This is a genomic window from Flavobacterium gelatinilyticum (assembly GCF_027111295.1).
GTDB classification, from domain to species: domain Bacteria; phylum Bacteroidota; class Bacteroidia; order Flavobacteriales; family Flavobacteriaceae; genus Flavobacterium; species Flavobacterium gelatinilyticum.
In genome coordinates, this window is record NZ_CP114287.1 from 4,805,944 (window position 1) to 4,827,651 (window position 21,708).

General features: G+C 35.8%; 16 protein-coding genes and 1 pseudogene. 12 read left to right on the top strand and 5 right to left on the bottom strand.

The window, feature by feature from the left end; translation table 11 throughout:
- Position 1: 1 nt before the first annotated feature.
- Entirely contained in the window at positions 2-487 is a 486-nt protein-coding gene (locus OZP11_RS20845; RefSeq protein WP_432419644.1) for an RHS repeat domain-containing protein, read from the bottom strand.
- Positions 384-3,275, bottom strand: coding sequence for a hypothetical protein (locus OZP11_RS20850; protein ID WP_281232420.1), 2,892 nt, complete (start codon positions 3,273-3,275; stop codon positions 384-386). The genes OZP11_RS20845 and OZP11_RS20850 overlap by 104 nt, the downstream gene beginning before the upstream one ends.
- A 572-nt stretch (positions 3,276-3,847) precedes the next feature.
- Here OZP11_RS20850 and OZP11_RS20855 point away from each other — a divergent pair.
- From OZP11_RS20855 to OZP11_RS20890, 8 genes are read left to right on the top strand one after another with little or no spacing between them, the layout of a single operon-like run.
- Positions 3,848-4,258 (top strand): prepilin-type N-terminal cleavage/methylation domain-containing protein, encoded by a 411-nt coding sequence (locus OZP11_RS20855; RefSeq protein ID WP_281232421.1) that lies wholly within the window; start codon positions 3,848-3,850, stop codon positions 4,256-4,258.
- Positions 4,258-4,734, top strand: a complete 477-nt coding sequence (locus tag OZP11_RS20860; protein ID WP_281232422.1) for a general secretion pathway protein — start codon at positions 4,258-4,260, stop codon at positions 4,732-4,734. The genes OZP11_RS20855 and OZP11_RS20860 overlap by 1 nt, the downstream gene beginning before the upstream one ends.
- The gene (locus OZP11_RS20865; protein ID WP_281232423.1) at positions 4,735-6,135 is read left to right on the top strand and encodes a GspE/PulE family protein; all 1,401 of its coding nucleotides are present in this window, start codon (positions 4,735-4,737) and stop codon (positions 6,133-6,135) included.
- Positions 6,136-6,173: 38 nt separating this feature from the next.
- Positions 6,174-8,372: a type II secretion system protein GspD gene (locus OZP11_RS20870; protein WP_281232424.1), complete on the top strand. Its 2,199-nt coding sequence runs from the start codon at positions 6,174-6,176 to the stop codon at positions 8,370-8,372.
- A complete protein-coding gene (locus tag OZP11_RS20875) occupies positions 8,372-9,565 on the top strand; it encodes a general secretion pathway protein (protein WP_281232425.1) in 1,194 nt (397 codons plus the stop codon). Before OZP11_RS20870 ends, OZP11_RS20875 begins: the two co-directional genes overlap by 1 nt.
- Position 9,566: 1 nt before the next feature.
- Entirely contained in the window at positions 9,567-10,088 is a 522-nt protein-coding gene (locus tag OZP11_RS20880; protein ID WP_281232426.1) for a general secretion pathway protein, read from the top strand.
- Positions 10,089-10,129: 41 nt separating this feature from the next.
- A complete protein-coding gene (locus tag OZP11_RS20885) occupies positions 10,130-11,140 on the top strand; it encodes a hypothetical protein (RefSeq protein ID WP_281232427.1) in 1,011 nt (336 codons plus the stop codon).
- A gap of 4 nt (positions 11,141-11,144) precedes the next feature.
- Positions 11,145-12,185 carry a hypothetical protein gene (locus tag OZP11_RS20890; RefSeq protein ID WP_281232428.1) on the top strand — a complete coding sequence of 347 codons (1,041 nt, stop codon included), beginning with the start codon at positions 11,145-11,147 and terminating at the stop codon, positions 12,183-12,185.
- A 73-nt stretch (positions 12,186-12,258) separates the two neighbouring features.
- Here the strand turns inward: OZP11_RS20890 and OZP11_RS20895 are convergent.
- The 3 genes and pseudogenes from OZP11_RS20895 to OZP11_RS20905 all read right to left on the bottom strand — a co-directional run.
- Positions 12,259-12,705, bottom strand: a pseudogene (locus OZP11_RS20895) (IS1595 family transposase); the annotation flags it as partial.
- A gap of 126 nt (positions 12,706-12,831) precedes the next feature.
- Entirely contained in the window at positions 12,832-13,206 is a 375-nt protein-coding gene (locus tag OZP11_RS20900) for a hypothetical protein (protein ID WP_281232429.1), read from the bottom strand.
- 556 nt (positions 13,207-13,762) lie between these two features.
- The gene (locus OZP11_RS20905; protein ID WP_281232430.1) at positions 13,763-14,509 is read right to left on the bottom strand and encodes an NUDIX hydrolase; all 747 of its coding nucleotides are present in this window, start codon (positions 14,507-14,509) and stop codon (positions 13,763-13,765) included.
- A 395-nt stretch (positions 14,510-14,904) separates the two neighbouring features.
- Here OZP11_RS20905 and OZP11_RS20910 point away from each other — a divergent pair, with 395 nt between their 5' ends.
- The 4 genes from OZP11_RS20910 to OZP11_RS20925 all read left to right on the top strand — a co-directional run bounded on the left by OZP11_RS20910 (position 14,905) and on the right by OZP11_RS20925 (position 21,673).
- Positions 14,905-17,163 (top strand): TonB-dependent receptor, encoded by a 2,259-nt coding sequence (locus OZP11_RS20910; RefSeq protein ID WP_281232431.1) that lies wholly within the window; start codon positions 14,905-14,907, stop codon positions 17,161-17,163.
- Between the two features lie 11 nt (positions 17,164-17,174).
- Positions 17,175-19,484, top strand: coding sequence for a glycoside hydrolase family 3 protein (locus OZP11_RS20915; RefSeq protein WP_432419645.1), 2,310 nt, complete (start codon positions 17,175-17,177; stop codon positions 19,482-19,484).
- Positions 19,485-19,744: 260 nt separating this feature from the next.
- A complete protein-coding gene (locus OZP11_RS20920; protein WP_281232432.1) occupies positions 19,745-20,770 on the top strand; it encodes a nucleoside hydrolase in 1,026 nt (341 codons plus the stop codon).
- Between the two features lie 18 nt (positions 20,771-20,788).
- Positions 20,789-21,673 carry an alpha/beta hydrolase gene (locus OZP11_RS20925; protein ID WP_281232433.1) on the top strand — a complete coding sequence of 295 codons (885 nt, stop codon included), beginning with the start codon at positions 20,789-20,791 and terminating at the stop codon, positions 21,671-21,673.
- The last annotated feature ends 35 nt before the right edge of the window (positions 21,674-21,708 follow it).

Genomic DNA, 21,708 nt, shown 5'->3' on the forward strand with positions numbered 1-21,708 from the left:
TCTATTGTTTGTAACGGTACTGGTTTTCTGAAAGGATATTGCCTTTGGCATCTTTTACAACATCAAGACGGCCAAAATCATCATAGGTATAGGTTGTAGTCTGGCCTTTAGGATCTGTAACGGTGCTTACCCCGACAAGCGGTTTATAAGTATAGGTTGTAATCATGGCATTTGGCAGTGCTGTTCTAAACAGACCGAGGGCTTCTTTTAGTTCGGTTTCTGTTTTTGTATCTGATTTATCCTGTAAATTAGCTGCGTAAGAAGCAGCCTGGCTGTAAAGCGCATTTTCTATCTTGGCAATAGGCTGGGTTTTATTATAGCCCCAGATTATCGATACAGGCGTGCCGTTCTCCGGAGTATATTCAAGGATATTGCCTTTTTCATCATATTTGCCAAAGGTGATTTTTTTCTCTAATGATCTTCGTGACTTTGGCTGTATAAATAAATTTTGGCAGTAACAAATCTGCTGTTGAGGCATCTTTGCCAAAAACTGTTTTTTGCTCAGACTGTTTTACAGTTCCTCTGTAGGTTTCTGTTTTCAGCGGGGTATCGATTCGGTTCCCTGCAATCATTTCTGATACAAAAGGCTCCGAAAGAAGATCATGAGGATAATAATATCGGGTTTCCAGATTCTCTTTTAACGATGATTTGGTGCTCTGCGAAGTAAGCTGGATATGGCTTGGATTACCGTATTTATAAACCGTTTGGGTTTCAACAGGGTTTAATCCGTCAAGATCGTATTTTTTTGAGATTGAGGATTCTAAATAATGCCAGTACAGTTTTGTTTTATATTCTACTATACTTAAATTCTCTGCATACTGAGCAACACCGCAGGGATCATTAAAATTTTTACGTACAGAAAAAGACCTAACTTCTCCTCCATACGAAGGATCAAGTTTGTACGTATTTTCGCTTTCTGCTATAGTGATAAAGCCATCTCCGGATGCTTTTTTCTTAAATATTTCTGACTTTAATTCAAGACCGTTATCCCAGCCAAGATTGGTTAATGGTGCACTTTTAATATCTAAATCGCCTATAATCAAAGCACCTGTTACATCTCTGTGAATTTTAAATTCTTTCATTTCTCCTCCATTTTCGAAGTTGTCTCCTCCTTCGCTTACGGTCACATATTTATAAAAACAATTGCTGCTTCCGGTATCAAACAAAGAAATTATACTACTGGAACTTACCACAAGATCCTCGTAATCTGCAAACCAGCAAGCTGTCCCCAACTGTCCGTCTCCGGGCGGACAACTAACTCTTCTCACAGATTTATCCATGTACAAAGGCATTTTCCCTTTATTGCCGGATGAGTGATTCAGATCATCCTTAGGTCCGTAATAGTATCTTTTGTATCCTGCTGCTATTCCTGTACCCGAAAAATCTTTGGTTGTTTTAATACGTACACCTCCTGTTGGAATATTAGTATCCGTTTTAACAGGAGCTGTTGCGTAATACGTCGCTTTTAATGTTGCACTTGTGTAAGGCCCTCCTTTAAAAAAATGAAATTCATATGTTTTTCCTGCTTCCGCATTAAAATAAAAAATATTACTTTCTCTTCTTATAAAATTATATGGCGAATGACTAACCTGAGTTCCAAACTGGCTGTAAGTGTAAAATGAAATGTCGGGTAAAGTACAGTCTATACATTTAAGCAGTACGGAAGCAATATCATGTCCAGTATCGTAAGGATCATCAAATATAGGCTTCCCCTCTGCATCTACTTTAGGAGGTCCATTAGGACTTACATAATTGACATGACCGGACATTTCAACTCTTTGGGCTATTGGAGAGGTCATGGTATATACTCTACTATCAACTCGATCATTAACTCCTCTAACATAGGTATCCGTTTTTCGGGCAGGATAAGTGGTTTGTTCTCCCCAATACGTATTGCCTTCATAATCAAATTCAGTATATCCCTTGGCAGGATAGATAACTTTACTTAACATTCCTGTTTTTGCAAAATCTGCATACGGTTCTTTATCTGCTCCACTGTACTGTGTTTCATCAATGGTTACTCCGTAACCACTAATATTTTTAGGTATCAAATTGCCATTGCTTTTACCATTGTAATACCCCCAGTGATCCTGACTGGCAGAAAGTCTTTTTGGGAAATTCGACTGGTTTATATATTCAAAACTATATTTTTTTGAAGGGTCCAAGAAGGTAAAGTTTTGAAGAAAAACACGGCCATTTGCAGTTTTTAGATAATTGAAACTTACTTTTTCAATTACCTGATTACTCTCATTATAGTGAGTAAGGGTTTCTATTTTACTGTCTCCTTCTACTTCTGCATTAATACCTCCGGTAAAATAGGTAAAAGTGATATAACCTTCTTTACTGTTATTACTGTATATCTTTTTTATTCTTTTTCCTATAACTGACATTTCGTGAGCCACAATACCGCTGAGAGTAGGGGCTTTAATATAAAAATCCCTGCCGCAACCGGTCTGCCCCGGTGTAAAAGCCATTGTAAGGGTCTGCGAATTAGATGCTGTATAATCCATAAAATTATCCTCATACACCAGATTAACTACTGACCCGTTAGGATGGACCATCTGGGTTAAATACCAAGCTGTTACACTTGCACTAATAATTGAATGTCCCGCTCCCTGACTTCTAAAAGCAGTAGTTTCTTTTTCTGTAAAATAATACCTGATTCCATTAGCAGTTGTTAATAAAAAATCAGCATTATTTGTTCCGGTTCTTTCGATCTTAATTTTTTGATTGTTAACCAATACCGGAACATTATTTTTATCATAGATAAATTTTCCGGAATTGCCATTAAAATTAAAAGAGTAGATATCTTTTTCAGTATCAGCAAATTCCTGTCCGGCAGCCCTGTAAAACTGTAATCTATCGTCAGACGATGCATTGGGTATGTCATCCGGCGGATAAACCATTCGCTGGTTATCATCATTCTGATCTCTTACTGTACGGGTAATAACACCTCCAAAAATCAAATTCCATCCCAAACCTACGTTTGAAGCTACTTCGTCAACTTTGATCCCGTTTGAGCCATAAGAAAGCGAAATGGGAGACTCTAAATTTTTTGTTTTAAAATTAAGCAGCGGGATTGAGAGATTGGGTGCTCCCGTAAATAGCCCTACGGGAACATTCCCGTATTTACCTAATTCGCCCGCAACAGGAGACGGGGGAGTAATATTGGGTAGAAAACCTTCGGTATTCTGGGCATTAGAGGAAGATACTATACAGAGAAAGAACAGAGAGAACAAAAATCTAAATGAACTCTTTACAATTAAATTAAACATAGGAACTAACATTTTTTATAATAGATTTTATAAGGTATTTTAATGAGGCATATCTGGAATTTTATTACACGCGCTCAATATGATTTCGATTTTTTTATGAAACCCTGATTCATACAAATAACGTTCATCTGTCGCTCCATAATTACGTGCGTGTTATTTGTTCGCTAAATTGGTATTTTTACGTCATCAAGATTGATTGTATAGGAATATCAATAGAAGACTAGTCTGTGTTTTTTAAATTCAGAGTATTTCATAGGTAAAGGAATTCCATAATCGTATTCAGTAGTTTTTTGGCTGTAGAGTGTCAGATTTAGAAGTAAAATCGTGATAAGAAATTTAATTTTCATTTTGGTGATGTATTAGTATTACTGGCTTTGAGAGTTTTTTTGTGTGTAATTTGCTGACAGTGAAGTTGTTGTTTTGAAAATGTTTGTGTTTAAATGACACTTACAATTATAGTAAAATTTTTCTTATTTTTCTGTAAAATTATTAACAAATTATTTCTCAATACCCGCTTCCTTGTTTCTCAATAAAAAAGATATATTTGTAAAAATTAATTTATCTTTTTTGTTTTGAAAAAAAATCTATTTAAGAGACTCTCCTCTTTCAATCTTCAGGAAATGCTGATTGTTCTTGCCATCATAGGAATTTTGCTTTTAATTGCTTTGCCAAACCTGATGCCTTTAATTACAAAGGCCAAAAGTGTAGAGGCACAGGTACAGTTAAAAGCTATTTACAATGCCGAAAAACAGTATTATTTTATGTATTCGAAATACAGCCCTAATTTTAGCGAAATAGATTTTGAAGCACCAAAAACAACAAAAGAAAACGGAAGTGCCAATTACGTTTACGAAATTGTGCATTCGAGTAATAATGAGTTTAAAGTAAAAGCCACCGCAATTACAGATTTTAACGGAAACGGAGTTTTTAATGTTTGGGAAATTGACCAGAATGGCGTTCCAAAACAAATCGTAAACGATTAATGTGGTATTTAAAACTAATATTAGTTATAGTTTTTGCTATAGTTCTTTATCAGGATTTTAAAAGCCGGCTGGTTTATTGGTTTTTATATCCAATAATCGGAATACTGGCTTTTTGGATTCAGCTTAAAATGGTTCCGTTTTCAATCGCATTGACTAATATAGGTTTTAATCTCTTGTTTGTAACATTGATCTTAGGGATCAGTTTTATATATATAAAATTAAGAAAACTACAATTCAGCAATACAATAGGGATAGGAGATGTGTTGTTTTTTGTTTTTATAGCAGCATCATTTTCAATTGTTTCTTTCCTGGTTTTATTTGTATTTTCGCTGCTCTTTTCATTGATTTTGCATTTGATTTTAAGTAATAAAAAAGAGCAGTCATCTGTTCCGCTTGCCGGATATATGTCTCTTTTTTTTGGTGTCGTTTATACAGCTTCGCTTTGTTATAATGATACTTTTTTATACGCATACTAAATGGAAAATTTTGACATTCCAATAGAATTTCAGCAGCTTGTAAAATCAGAACAGGCTTATTACTACCGAATAATTCCAATAGGAAAAAATCAACAGGTTGTTGTACTTAAAACAGATGCACCAGACATTGCAGGTCTGCAGAACGAATTAAGTATTCTGCTCAGCTTTCAGGTTCAGTTAGAAACCGATTCAACAGAAAATATAAATCGATATTTAAGTACCAACTATCGAAAGACTTCCAATAATGTTTCCGAGATTCATTACACCTCTGATTTTTTGGAGAAAATTGTCCTGAATGCCAAAGAAATAGGAAGCAGTGATATTCATTTTGAACCTTATGAAAAAAATGCAAGGGTGCGTTTTCGTTTAGATGGAAAATTAAAAGAACAATTTCATATTTCGGTAGAAGAATATCCGGTTATCGTAAATAAAATTAAGATTAGGGCACAGCTTGACATTTCTGAAAAGAGATTACCACAAGACGGCCGTATAACGATGGTTACGGATTATGAGGACTTTGATGTCCGTGTTTCTGTTCTGCCTACACTCCATGGCGAAAAAGTCGTTTTGCGTATTTTGAGTAAAGATACCAGCCATATCAATATTAATTCACTCGGATTTACAGATAAAGAATTAGCTGTATATCTTGAAAATATAAAAAGACCAAACGGCATTGTTCTTATTTCAGGACCAACAGGATCTGGAAAAACCACCACTTTGTATGCCACCTTAAAAGGGTTAAATGTTCCTAATACAAATATCCTGACTGTCGAAGATCCTATCGAATATACGCTGGAAGGAATAAATCAGGTACAGTTAAAAGAAAACATAGGACTGGATTTCGCAGCAACTTTAAGAACCTTTTTACGTCAGGATCCGGACATTATTATGGTGGGTGAGATACGTGATGTAAATACCGCCAATATGGCAATTCGTGCGGCATTAACAGGACATTTGGTTTTATCTACGATACATACTAATTCAGCCTGGGCTACTGTTTCGCGATTAATAGACATGGGAGTTCCGTCTTTTTTAATTGCCAGTACACTTAATATGAGTGTTGCACAGCGTTTGGTGCGAAAATTATGTAATTCTTGTAAAACAGAAGAGCCTGTATCTCCGGATATTTTTCCAACAGGGTTTGAAGTTCCAAAAAATTTAACTTCGCATTATACAGCATCAGGCTGCGAGCATTGTTATCATACCGGATATTCAGGACGAAAGGCTATTTATGAAATTTTACCTATTGGATCAGAATTGTCTAATCTGATAAAGAATAATCAGCTGGATATCAATGAGTACCTTGAAGAAAAAAATGTTTTTACCTTAAAACGTAATGCATTGTTATTAATAAAAGAAGGAATTACTTCTGTAGATGAAGTTTTTTCACTACTCTTGTAAATAAACACACTAAAAATCTTACAATACAATATAGTTTCATGAAAAAGATAATTACGCTGTTTTTTATACTAATTTTTCAGATTTCCTTTTCGCAGGACAATCGGATAATACAGCTTAAAAATAGTATTGAATCCATTTCTGCTGATGCGCCCGGTTTAAATGAAAAAGTAAACGTTAATATAAAAGAAGCCTCGTTATCCAGTTTTTTATTGGCAGTTTCTCAAATCCATAAACTGAATTTTAGTGTAGCGTCAAATCTGAATCAGATTAATATTGTGAATAATTTTTCTGATGTAACAGTAGGTGATCTTCTTATATTTTTATGTAAAGAATACAATCTTACAATCGATTTTACAGGAAACATTTTAGCAATTAAATCCTATGAAAAACCAGCTGAAGTTCAGAAAGAAAAATTTATCGACGTTTCTTATGATTTGGCAAATAATTTACTTTCATTGAATCTGAAAGACGACAAATTATATGATGTTTTTAGAAAAATAATGGATGAAAGCGGTAGAAATCTTGTTTTTGCTCCAGGTTTAGAAAATCAGTTATTGACTGTTTACATTAAAAATATGCCCTTTGATGCAGCCTTAAATAAACTGGCTTTTGCAAATAATTTAAGTGTGAATAAATCAAGAGATAACTTCTATATTTTTGATAAGTTAGAAGGTAATTTTATTGCAGAAGGAGGCACTGATCCAAATGGTGGTATCAGACAAAACAGACCACAGCGGCCTCGTAAATCAAATTTTTTCTTTACTGTTGTTGATGCGGATAAAAAACTGCTGAATGTTGATTTTGAAAATACTCCAATTTCGAGTATCGTGTATGATATTGGGCATGAACTGGATATTGATATGTTTATATCCAGTCCGTTAGAAAATGCAGGAAACGGAACTGTTAAGGCAAAAAACATCACTTTTGATGAGCTTTTGGTCAAACTGTTTGAGATAAAACCGGATAATACTTCTCAGGGAAACAATTCGCAGCAGTACAATACAAATAATTCTTCTGTTCCTTCCCAGTCTTCCGGCGGAGGATATACTTTTAAAAAGAGCGGGGCATTGTACTATTTTGGTACGAAGGATCAGTTAGTGGTTAGAAACATAAAATCAATTCCGTTGATGCATCGTTCGATCGAAATTTTAAGCGATCCTTCAAAAGAAGGAAGAAGTGCAGGAAGATTAAACAATGTAAACAGTTATTCCAATTACAGTTCTTACGATAACAGTAACCGATACAATTCAAACTCTAATTCTAATTATTCAAACCAGAACAGTAATTTTAATACAAACAGCAGCAATAACTATTCATCATCATCTGGTACTAGCAGAAGTAATCCGTCAGAATCTATTTTGACCATTATTCCGGATGAGATTAAAAAAGATCTCGATATAAAAATAGACAAGGAGTTAAACAGCTTTTTAGTAAATGGTCCTGCAGCAAATATTGAACGATTCGAATCTTTCATTAGTTACATTGATAAAGCTGTTCCTGTAATTTTAATTGAAGTTATGCTTCTGGAAGTAAATAGAAGCGCCACTGTTGAAACTGGAATAAAAGCAGGAATAGGAGATAAACCAGTAACAACAACAGGAACCGTTTTTCCTACTGCTGATATTAATTTAGGCGCCTCAACAATCAATAAAATCATCGATGGTTTCAGCGGATTTGGTTCTTTGAACATAGGACAAGTTGTACCTAACTTCTATTTAAGTCTAAAAGCAATGGAAACAAATGGGAATGTAAAAGTTCGTTCTTCCCCTAGATTATCTACCTTAAACGGTCATAAAGCATATCTTTCTATTGGTGAAACAACTTATTATGTCGTTACGAACCAAAATTATTACGGTTCGCAGATTCCACAGGCTTCAGAAGTGAAAAATTATCAGCCTATCGACGCTGAATTATCTGTAACGATTATGCCATTGGTTTCAGGTAACGGACAAATTACTATGGATATAAAAGTAATCCAGTCAAGTTTTAACGGGCAAAAAGTAGATAAAGATGCTCCTCCGGGAATAAATTCAAGAGAATTTACATCTATTATCAGGGTAAAAGACCAGGATTTAATTGTTTTGGGCGGGTTAGAAGAATCTATCAAAAACGATTCAGGAACCGGAGTACCTTTACTTTCCAGAATTCCAATTATTAAATGGTTTTTTAGCTCCCGTAAACGAGAAGATTCAAAGAAAAAATTAAGTGTATTAATTAAACCTACTGTTATTTACTAATGGCTGTATTATCCTTACATAATTTTTTACTTGGAAAACAGTATATTGGTGTTGAACACTTTACTTTAAATAATGAAGATAAAACTGCCTTATTATTAGTTGAAAAGAAAAAAGAAGGACTTATCATCAGTAAAAAAGACCGCGTTGGTTATAATGGGAAAATAGCAGAAAAATGGGATTCAAAACTGCCTTTTTTTCTAATTATTAATTCCAGTCAGGTTATTCAAAAAGAAGTTTCAGGTATTGAAGCGTCTGACGAAAAATTATTGCATAAATCTTTTCCCAATACAAACTGGGATGATTTTTATTATGAAATCTGGAGATTAAAAACAAAATCGATAATCGCAATAGCGAGAAAATCATATGTTAATACAATAATAGAAAATTATACAAATCAAAAAATAACTGCAGCGGGAATAAGTCTTGGTGTTTGTTCTATTGCTGATATTGTTGAATATACGAATCAGAATAAACTTTACACGAATCATCAGCTTATATCGAAAGAAGAAGATCAAATACTTAGTTTGAACTCTTTAGAAACTGCAGTAAGTTATAATATAAATGATCTTGAGATTGAAAACCGCCAGCTGTTGGCATTTTCTGGTATTTTGAGGCTGATTGTAAACAATACTTCAAATACCGGCTCAATAATCGCTTACAGCGATGAGTTATATGATAACTTTAATCAGAAAACTTTTTTTAACAAAAGTATCAAAATAATGGTTGGAGTTCTGCTGGGAATTTTGGTTCTCAATTTTCTGTTTTTTTCTCACTATTACAAGCTGGCCCAGGAATCGTCGGAAACTCTTTTAGTAAATAAATCATCAATAGAAGACGTTTCGAAAATAAAACAGAGAATAATAGTAAAAGAAGAAAAAGTTAAGGATATTGATGGAAAAATGACTTCAAAAAGTTCTCTGATTATAAATGAAATAGCGGGAAAAGTACCGTCTTCTATATTGTTAAATGAATTAGTTTTTAATCCGTTAGAGAAGAAAATAAAGGCAGAGGAACCGGTCTTAACCAAAGACAAAATCATTACAATTTCGGGAACTACAATAGCAAATAATGATTTTACAAAGTGGGTAGAAGAGATTGAAAAATTAAAATGGGTCGATAAGGTTTTAATTACCCATTTTGGTAAAAATGAAGAAAACGAAACCACCTTTTCTGTTAATGTAACATTGAGATAAAATGAAACTGAATAAACGAAATAAACTGTTAATAGTTGGATTTTGCATAGTGCTTTATATTTGTTATTCGTTTGCCATTTCAAATACGATACACTATTATCGCGAATATAAAAAGAAACAGGAAGAGATAGCTGCTGACAGTGATATGCCCAGAATGATGGCTCAGTTATCACAAAAAGAAAAGCAACTGGATCAGATATTATCTAATTACGATGTTAATATATCCGAATCTTTTCAGAATGATTTATTAAAACAGCTTACTTCTTACAGCGAGAGTTATCATTTAAAAATTGTAGATTTTAAAGAACCCCATATCATTTCTCAAAAAGGATTTACCACAACAAGCTACACATTTTCATTAGAAGGTTCTTTTAATGGCTGCCTGGCGCTGCTTAATAAAGTAGAAAATAATCCTATGCTGGGAAACATCAAACATTTAAATTTCATAAAAAAAAGAAATTATAAAACCAATGCAGATCAATTGTTTGTAGAGGTTATAATGCAAAAAAATAAAGGAGTTTAATAAAAACTTCACTAACGAAACCAAACATAAAAAATTAAATTATGAAAAAGATTTTTTTACTATTTGCGGCATTTGCTGCACAGATAACTTTTGCCCAGAATAAATTAGAAGCAACAGGAAATGTTGGAATTGGGACTTTAACACCTTCGCAGGCTCTTGATGTAAGAGGGAATGGGATTTTTCAAGGTGGTGTTATTTCTGATGTTTCGGGTACAATTGGAGGGAATTTGAAGATTATGAATTCTTCTAAAACTGCAAATGGAACAGCGAAAGACTGGACAATATTTAATATGACAGGTACTTATGGAAACAGTCTGCAGTTTTGGGCTTATGACAATTTAGGTTGTGTAAGTGGAGGGCTATGCAGTAATCAGTTCACTATTATGGATACCGGAAATGTTGGTATTGGAACTAATGTCCCTTTTAGTAAATTGTCTGTTAACGGATCTTTAACTCTGAATGGAGGTCTGACAAATACCAAACAAAGACCGGCAATAGCGGGAGGTACTTTAACTAATGGAGAAATAAGAGCTTACAGCAGTTCTGGAAATGGTTATGATGATGGATTTTTAAGGCTTTCAGCGGGCGGTGGAACATATGCTAATATTAAATCCTATATAGATCTGTCTGGTTATTCGACAGTACCGGACATGAATAGAAACATTGTGTTTGGAACTTATGGTTTAGAACGCATGAGAATTGATCTGGATGGAAATGTTGGTATTGGCATCTCAAACCCTAAAAACAAACTTGATGTAAAAGGAACAATACATTCTCAGGAAGTAAAAGTAGATATGCTAAACTGGTCAGACTTTGTATTTAAAAAAGAATACAATTTACCAACTCTTGAGCAGGTCGAAAAGCATATTACCGAAAAAGGGCATTTAGAAAATATTCCAAGTGAAGAAGAAGTTTTGAAAAACGGAATCAATTTAGGAGATATGAATGCCAAGCTTTTACAGAAAATTGAAGAATTGACTTTATACATGATTGAAATGAAAAAGGAAAATTCCGAAATGAAAAAAAGAATAGAACAGATAGAGAAAAAATAGTTGTATGAAAAAGACAGGTATATTATTTATTTTATTTGCCACGCAAATAAGCTTTGCACAGAATAAATTGGAAGCAACTGGAAATGTTGGAATTGGAACTTTGACACCTTCAGAGGCTCTGGATGTAAATGGAAATACAATTATAAGAGGACGTCTGGTTTCTACTATGCCGGGTGATATTGGCGGAAGTATAAGACTGGCTAATCCTTCCAAAACAGCGAACGGAGCTGCCAGCGGCTGGATGATATATAATATGACAGGTACTTATGGAAACAGTCTGCAGTTTTGGGCTTATGACAATTTAGGTTGTGTGAGCGGAGGGTTATGCAGTAATCAGTTCACCATTATGGATACCGGAAATGTTGGTATCGGAACAAATATTCCTTTTAGTAAATTGTCCATTAACGGATCCTTAACTCTGAATGGAGGTCTTACAAATACTAAAGAGAGACCGGCAATAGCGAGAGGTACTTTAACTAATGGAGAAATAAGAGCTTACAGCAGTACTGGAAATGCTTATGATGATGGATTTTTAAGGCTGTCAGCAGGTGGAGGAACAAATGCGATTACTAAATCTTATATTGATTTATCTGGATATTCAACAGTTCCAGATATGAATAGAAACATAGTGTTTGGTACTTTTGGTTTAGAACGTATGAGAATTGATTTGGATGGAAATGTTGGAATTGGAACACAAAATCCAAAGAATAAATTAGATGTTAACGGAACAATTCACTCCAAAGAAGTAAAAGTCGATATAGATTTTCCTGCTCCGGATTATGTTTTTGCAAATGACTATAATTTAAGAAGTCTTCCTGAAGTTGAAAAATACATTAAAGAAAATAACCATTTGCCTGAAATTCCTTCAGCAAAGGAAATAGAGAAAAACGGAATCCATTTAGCTGAGATGAATATGGCTTTATTGAAGAAGATCGAAGAGTTAACATTGTACGCAATTGAGCAGCAGAAAAACTCAGATCAATTAATGAAAATTATTCAAGAGCAAAATAAAAGATTAGAAGTTTTGGAAAAAGCAGCAAAATAATTAAGCAGCTTTTGTTAAAATAGAATCATCAATAAAAAGAGTTTAGTACTGGAATTTTCTAGTATCAAACTCTTTCCCTTTTCTGTACAGCCAGTCTGTCAATCTCCTCCAAAAACTCCTTATCAAATTCAGAATACGCTTTAAGACGGTACTTTTCATCGCGTCTTTTCATTACCAGACGAATTTTCTGTACCATGAGCCAGATCGGTTCATAGCGTTTATGGCCTAATAAATACTGAATTTTCAGGATAGAAAGTTTTCTTTGAGATAAAGTAAGAAGCTCGATGCAGATCATCCAGTGGCGGATTGGGAGATTTGAGTTTTCCATGACTGTGCCCGAGCGCAGGCCGATTCGGTTACCGCATTTTCTGCATTGAAATTTAAGATCTGCTTTTCGAAAGGAGTGAAGATTGTGAGAACATTTTTTACAGATCAGACCATTTTCAAGACGTTTGTTTTTGAACTCCTCAATACAGGAAGATTCATCAGGATACTTCTCGAAAAACGCTCGTAACTCCATTCTTACAATTTAAAAATTAGATTTTAAATATAAACCAATCTGCGCAAGCATGAAATTTTTGTTAAAAAATAAAAGGGAATATTCAAAATAGAATACTCCCTCTCACCATTATGCGTAAGGTTGAAATTACAGTTTGTGCGCGATTTCTTTTTTGTATTTATTTAAAATCGACTTCGTCATTCCTAAATTCGCTTTTGTAGAATCAACAGCCAGGTAAATAAAATATTCCCCGTTATCAGAAATGTCAATAATATGAATCTGAGATGTCAGCGTGATCATGATATTATCGATCTCCTGATTTAAACTTAAAGCTTTAATGGCATTCATTTTTGCCTTAACTACTTCAAGGTTAAATGCAGAAGCCAGTTCAGGATCAAAATCAGCAACAGCAGATTGTGAATGATAAGAAATACCGCTTCTAATTTCGGCTACCGAAACAGCGATAAATCCCGGTACGTTTGTTTTTAGATCTTCTCCAAATTGTTTTAAAAAATCAGACATAGTTTTGATATTAAAATTGCTTATTGGTGTGTATTCGTTGAGATTTTTTTGCAAAAGTAGCTATACATTATTATATAGTTATCCGCTTTGCGTACCTTGAGCGGTCTTTTTTTTAAATTATTTCTATTTTTTTTAGCTTTTTAATAATTTGAGATACTTTTCTTATAGTATTTTAAGAAAAATGGTATTTAATACCCCACATTGAAATTCGGTGATGCAATCTTTTATGAGCCTTTGGATCTCTTATGGATTGAAATATATTATTTATAAAATTTCAGCTGAAATGTTTACCCATTGCAGTAAAGAATTTCATTCTTTGTAATAAAGAACAGGAAAAGAAGTTTTGCAGAAACGGAACATATTAAGTTTAAAATATGCAGTCGTTCTGAAGTTTTTTTTTAGCAAGGTAGTTTTATGTCCCGGATTGAAATCCGGTATTACAATAGTATTCGGGCCTTTGGCTCTTTCGTATGAATTTGAATATTTTATTTATAAAATCTGTAAGGAATGTATCTTTATTGCAGCAGCATTCATTGCTAAAAACAGATCACTAAACTTACCAGCTTCCCTTTAAACCTTCTTTTAGGGCGCTGTTGTATTTCTCTAAATCAAAACTATACAAATCTGGAGCTTTATGTGCGCCTCCTTTTCGGGATTCATCCAGTTTGGTCAGAATATCATAACGAAGAATCTTTCTGTAAAAATTCCCGCGATTTAGTTTTTTTCCTAAAATACCTTCATATAACTTTTGAAGCTCCGGCATCGTAAATTTCTCAGGAAGAAGATTATAACCAATAGGATGATTATTTAATTGCTCACGAAGCGTCATCAAAGCCTTGTCAAAAATAGTGCGGTGATCCATCATAAATTCAGGTAGATTTTCGATAGAATGCCATTTAACAATACTCGAAAATTCATCAATATTTAGTTTTACCTGCGAATGCTCTGCCAGGGCATAATAGCCAATCGACACAAAACGCTGTTTGTGCCACATGCTGTCATCATAATCCTGAAAAGCAAATTCAGAACGGTTTAGATTTCCAAAAGTATAAAATTGCTGCAGGTAAATATTCTCGGTTCCGGTTCTGTCTTTTAAGATACGGACAGCTGCATCATCAACATTTTCAGCCTTTTCTACATAGCCTCCGGGAAGTCCCCATTCCTCACGATCTTTCATTTTTAAGATTAAAACCTGAAGGGTATTTTCGTGAAAACTGAAGACAACACAGTCGATAGAAAGTGTTGGAATAAACTTTTCCCAAGACTCTGCGGAACGTATTTCGAGTAGTTTTTTAAATTCCATGGGGGTACAATTAGCTCCAAATTTAAACTTTTTAATTGGTATGAGTCAAATTGTTTAAATTTTTTCTGACAATCTTAAAATCTTTCCAAAAAAAATTTTCACCTCACTTTTTTGATTTTTTCAATGTAGTCAAAATTATCAGATTGTTTACAGTCAAAATTCTTTTTGCCACTAATTACAGCACTTTACGCAAACGAGGTAGTAAAATTTAAGTGTCAATTTAACAATTCACAGTCATTAACGGCTTTGTTGTTTTTATGGAATTTATCACTCCCTTTTAATGCGAAATTGAAAATTATAACATCAATTATTTGTTGAAATCAGAAATTGTAATTAATATTGCTTCATTATGAAGCAATGAAAATTCATAATGAAAACTCTAACTTAAACTACTCATGAAAAAATTAATTTTTGCATCGATCTGCACAATGTTTTTTTCGACTTACGAAGCTTTTTCACAAGACGATAAAAAACAGCAGAAAGCCACAGATTCAATTAAAAGCCTAACCAAAATTGTTGAAACTGACACCAAAGAAGAAAAAAACAGAAACGTAATGCTTAACGCCGCCAATAATACCGGACCGCGTGATGTAAATATTGGTCTGCCCTCGACCGTAGGAGGAATTACCATTCAGGAAAATGACCTGCCGGTAGTATATTATTTCTGGCCTGAACTGCCAAACCGTACCTGGAGACAAAGTACAAGTCTGGGGCGTACCGGTTTATTAAAAATTGGAGAAGCTGCTATAACCACCGGAGATTTAGGGTTTGCAGTAAACTCGTATACAAAACTGGGAACGGACAAATTAGAAGTCGTTGGTAATTTTTCAGGTTCTAGTTTTGGTTGGATGAAAGGCGACTTAAACGTTTCTGGACCTTTAGCAAAAGGATGGTCGTACACAATGGGCGCTTACGCCAATTTTGACCCAAACTCTTTTGATTTGAAATTCGCCAAATACTCAGACCGAACTCAAATTTACAGAGCAGGTTTGACTAAAAAGTTCAATAACGGAAAAGGACAAATCAGCTTTTTGTATAAATATGCCAACTCGGCTTCTTTGACCAATTATGCCGTTTTTAGATACAAAGAAGGCGGAAAAGTAGAAGAATACAATGACTTTAAAATCGGACGCGATTCGTATATCGTCAATGACGGAACGTTAAAATTCAAAGACATCATGACCGGCCAGACCAAATTTGCGGATATGGGCGGAAGCGATGCAGCATCAACCTCTCATACATTTGATATTTTAGGAAATTATGATTTGGCAAACGACTGGAAATTTACATTCTCAACCCGTTTTCGTTATGCCGAAGCTTCGCAGCTGATCGCTATCCCGCTTGGAATTTTCCAGGCATCAGCTTCAGATAACTTCACATACAAATCAAATGGTAATGCGTATGTTGGAAATGTAAACTCAATGTTGGGATTGTACACAGACGGGACGCCGACAAAAACGGCTATGTCGAGATTTGAGGTTACAAAAAATGAAGAAAAACACAAATGGAGATTTGGTGTAACAGAATATTACTATCAGGTTGATGATTTTACGTCAAGCAGATCATTCTTTAACCAAACCGTAAGTGCAAATCCGGATAAACTGGTTCGTAATACTCCGGGCGGTACATCAAATACAGATGCTGACGGATTTTACAACTACAATGTTGGGGGTGAATACCACAACGGTTTCGAAAACAAATTATCCGGCTATTTCTCTGATAACTGGACAGTAAGCGACCGTTTCAGTCTGACATACGGAGTTAATTTAAGATACCACAAATTAAAAGGAGATTATTTCCTGACATCAAGAACACCGGATTTAGTATTTGATCCAAGCCAGAAAACCTATTTTGATAACAACTGGTTTCATTTAGGCGGTTCTATCAATGCTGTTTATAAGGTAACAAAAAGTGCCGGAATCCTTGCTGACTTTACATATACAGAAAAAAATGGCCAGTTAGAAAGCTATTCAGGAGCTGTAGCACCAAATAATGCAAAATCAAAAAGCCCATTGGCAGCATTTGGATTGTACTTCAATCAGAAAAATTTCAGTATTGTTTCTCAGGCAACATACTTAACCAGAAATAATTATCTGGCAAGATTAAACTTAGTTAATCCGTCAGATGCAACCCAGTCGGAAGTAGCAACCATTTTCTACGATATTCAGACTTTGGGCTGGACTACAGATATTGTTGCTTCGCCATTCAAAGGATTTAATCTTCACTATTTGATTACATTCCAGGATCCGGTTTATAAAAATTACGATTTCTCTGCTTTTGGAAATAACTATTCTTATAACGATAAAAACGTGTTGGAAATTTCTAAAGTATTAATGGAAATCGACCCGAGCTATACCTACAAAGATTTCAAATTCTGGGCAAGTTTCCGTTACTTCAGCAAGCAATATGCGAACTTAACGAATGCCTTGTATTTTGCACCAAGATGGGAAACATTTGGAGGAGTAAATTACAAAATCAACAACCATTTTGATATTGGCATCACGGCTGTAAACTTCTTAAACCAGACAGGAGCAAAAGGAACGATCAACGGGGCTGAATTAATTACAGATGCTTCAGCTTACTACAACCAGCTTTTGGTAGGATCTTATATCCGACCATTTACACTGGAAGCTTCTCTTAATTTCAGATTCTAAATGTATTTCACATGAAAAAAATTATTATAACTGCCGGGCTTGCTTTTTTTATAAGCACAGCTATGCAGGCACAAGGCGGAAATTTTACCATAGTTAAAAATAATAAAGGTGCGGATTTGGGATATTCTCCTGAATCCGGCATCAAAATTCTGACTGTAAATGGTAAGAAATTCAAAGATTTAAATAAGAACGGAAAACTGGATAAATATGAAGACTGGCGCCTTTCGGCAGATGAGCGTGCGAAAGACCTGGCTTCAAAAATGTCTGTAGAACAAATCGCAGGATTAATGCTCTACAGTCGTCATCAGGCGCTTCCGGCTCCGGCTGACGGATACCGTGCAGGACATTACAACGGAAAATTATATGCCGAAAGCGGTGCAAAACCATGGCAGTTAACAGACGAGCAGAAAGCCTTTTTGAAAGAAGATAATCTGCGTCACGTTCTAATTACCAGTGTCGAAACGCCCGAAGTTGCGGCTTTATGGAACAACCAGATGCAGGCTTTTGTAGAGGGAATTGGTTTAGGAATTCCAAGCAACACGAGTACAGATCCGCGCCATACGGCAAATGTAACATCTGAGTTTAACGCAGGAGCAGGAGGAACAATCTCAATGTGGCCTGATGGTTTAGGAATGGCTTCGACTTTTGACCCAAAAATTGTAGAGCAGTTTGGTCAGATTGCGGCCAAAGAATACCGTGCTTTAGGAATTGCAACGGCGTTGTCTCCGCAGATCGATTTGGGTTCAGAACCAAGATGGTACAGAATTTCTATGACCTTCGGCGAAAGCCCTGCCTTAACCCGAGATATGGGAAGAGCGTACATTGACGGTTTTCAGACTTCATACGGAAAAGACGAAATCAAAGACGGCTGGGGGTACAAAAGTGTCAATGCAATGGTAAAACACTGGCCAAGCGGCGGTGCCGAAGAAGGCGGACGCGACGGTCACTGGGCGTACGGAAAATTTGCAGTATATCCTGGAAATAACCTCGAGCAGCATATTGATCCCTTTATCAACGGTGCTTTCAAATTAAAAGGAAAAACCGGTAAAGCATCGGCTGTAATGCCTTATTACACCATTACTTTCGATCAGGATAAAAAATACAGCGAAAACGTAGCCAACGGTTTCAGCAAATACATTATTACTGATTTATTACGAGACAAATACGGTTACGACGGAGTGGTCTGCACGGATTGGCTTGTAACCGGAGATGAAGGTAAAACACCGGACATTTTTGCTGGAAAACCGTGGGGAGTAGAAAATCTTTCTATAGATGAAAGACATTACAAAGCGATTATTGCCGGAGTAGACCAGTTTGGCGGAAATAACGATAAAAAACCGGTTCTGGCAGCTTACGAAATGGGCGTTAAAGAATTTGGAGAATCGTTTATGAGAGCCAGATTTGAAAGATCGGCAGTGCGGTTACTGAAAAATAGTTTCAGAGTTGGACTTTTTGAAAATCCGTATCTGGATGCAGCCGAAACAAAAGCAATTGTAGGGAATCCTGAATTTATGAAAGCAGGATACGAAGCACAGTTAAAATCGGTTGTATTGTTGAAAAACAAAGCAGCTGTTCTTCCTGTAAAAGAAAAGAAAACCGTTTTTATTCCGAAAATTTATACCGCTTCGACCAAAGACTGGTGGGGTGTGGCAAGTCAGCCAAAATTAGAATATCCGGTAAATTTAGATTTGGTCAAAAAATATTACAATGTGACCGATGAGCCTTCAAAAGCCGATTTTGCGATTGTATTTGTAACAAGTCCGCAGAGTCTGGAAGGCGGTTACGATTTAAAAGACCGAAAAAACGGAAGCAACGGTTATGTGCCGATTTCACTTCAGTATGGAACTTACACGGCGGTCGAAGCCAGAACAAAAAGCATTGCAGCAGGAGATCAGGTTATTGACCCAAGTATTAAAGACAGAACCTATAAAAACAAAACCGTTACCGCAGCTAATACTATGGATTTGAGAACTATTCTTGATACCAAAGACATGATGAACGGTAAACCGGTAATTGTTTCAGTGACGGCTAATAAACCAATGATTTTTAATGAATTTGAAAAAGAAGTAAACGGAATTGTATTGAATTTCGGGGTTTCTTCTCAAGCCGTTTTGGATATTATTTCAGGAAAAACAGAACCATCAGGATTGCTTCCGGTACAAATGCCGGCAAATATGGCAGCAGTTGAAAAACAATTCGAAGACGTTCCGTTTGACATGGAACCGCATAAAGACAGCGAAGGAAATGTATACGATTTCGCTTTTGGGCTAAACTGGAAAGGTGTTATAAAAGACTCACGTACTGAGGTTTATAAAAAGTAAGTTTTTTTTATGCAGTAATTTAACCGCAAAGTCAGTAAAGATTTTACGCAAAGGTTCGCAGAGTTGTCATTTCGACCGGAGGGAGAAATCACACCAGGAATTCGACACAGATTGTAGACATGCTTTTTGGAGCTTCTAGTGTGATTTCTCGTACCTCGAAATGACAAACTGTACCTTAATTGAGATCTATAAAATCAGCTTAAATCTTAACAAATCTGCGTGAAACACTAAACCTGCTTAAAACCCAAAACAACAACAATATGAAAAATAAAATCAAAATGACACTAGCGTTCTGCCTGCTTTTAGGCACAGTTTTGCAGGCACAAACCAAATCAGCGAAGTCAAAAGATTTGGTTATGCCCAGAATGCGTGTTATAGTCGACAATGATTTTGGAGGCGATCCGGACGGATTGTTTCAGTTAGTGCATCAAATTTTGTCGCCTTCTGCAGAAATTCGGGGTATTATTGGTTCTCATTTAAAGCCTGGAGATCCTTTTGATCCTTCTTCGGAAACAGCTGTAAACGCCGCAAAAAAAGCAAAAGAACTTTTAGAAGTAATGAAACTTCAGAATTCTTTTTCGGTTTATGAAGGCTCAAATTTACAGTTGAAAGATACCAAAACACCCAATATTTCCGAAGGTGCAAAAGCAATCGTAAAAGAAGCCATGCGTACCGATGTTAAAACACCGCTTTATGTAGTATGCGGTGCCGGACTAACAGAAATTGCAAGCGCCTATTTAATGGAACCGAAAATTGCAGACCGTCTTACTTTGGTCTGGATTGGAGGTCCGGAATATACAGATCTTGCTTCACCGCCTCCGGGATATACACCGCTTGAATACAATCTTGGAATCGATATTACGGCCGGACAGGTCATTTTTAATGATTCGAAAATTCCGATCTGGCAGGTGCCGAGAAACGCGTACAGACAAACTCTTTTATCCTATTCGGAGCTGCTTTTGAAAGTAAAACCAGCCGGAAAAACCGGAGAATACCTTTCTGAAAAAATAGAAAGCCTCATGAAAAGAGTACAGCAGTTTGATCTGCATATTGGTGAAACGTACATTATGGGCGATAGTCCGCTGGTATTGCTTACCGCGCTGCAGTCATCTTTTGAAGCCGATCCGAGTTCTAGTTCCTATGTCCTGAAACCATCGCCTTTGATTAACGCGCAGGGACTTTATGAAACCAATCATAACGGAAGAAATATCCGAGTTTACAATCAATTGGACACCCGATTGATGTTTGAAGATTTCTTTGCAAAACTTCAATTATTTAAAAACTAACTTTTAAAACTAGTTAAAATGAAAAATAAAATCAGCCTGTTTTTTGCCTGTTTTCTATTTATAGGCACTGTAAAAGCACAGGAAATCGTAAAATTATATCAGGGAAAAGCACCAGGATCTGAAGACTGGACACAGCAAGAAGCCCAAATGTATTCGGATCTTTTTAAAACAGAAGTGGTCTACAATGTAACCGATCCGGCTTTACTGGTATATCAGGTTCCAAAAGGAGTTAAAAATACAGGAACAGCGATCGTAATTGCACCGGGAGGCGGATTTCAGAGTCTTTCCATCAACAGAGAAGGAAAAGAACTGGCAGAAATTTTAAGCAAAAAAGGAATCACCGCTTTTGTATTAAAATACCGTTTGAACAAAACCGAAACCAATGATCCGGCAAGAGAAATGATGGAGAAGTTAAAAGACAGAGCAGCATTCGAAAAAAACTCTATCGCGACAATACAATTAGCAGCTCAGGACGGAAAAAACGCTTTGAACTATGTTCGTAACAACGCATCAAAATACGGTGTGAATTTGAAGAAAGTAGGTATTATTGGTTTTTCTGCGGGTAGTACCGTGGCTATGGAAACCGTTCTGGACAACAAAACAGAACAGCTTCCTGATTTTGTTGCAAATATTTACGGCGGACCTCGACCTGAACTTCTAAGCGTTCCGGTACCACAAAAAAACATCCCAATGTTTGTCTGCGCGGCAAGCGACGATCAGCTGAAACTTGCTCCAAGAAGTATTCAGATGTACAACAAATGGCTCGAAGCCGGACAATCAGTAGAATTACACATGTACTCAAAAGGCGGACACGGCTTTGGAACCGGAAAACAAAATTTACCAGTCGATTCATGGGAAATACGCTTTGAAGAATGGCTGACCTTACAAGGATTCTTAAATTAAGTTTTGGCATCTGGCTGAAAACCCCAAACAACAAC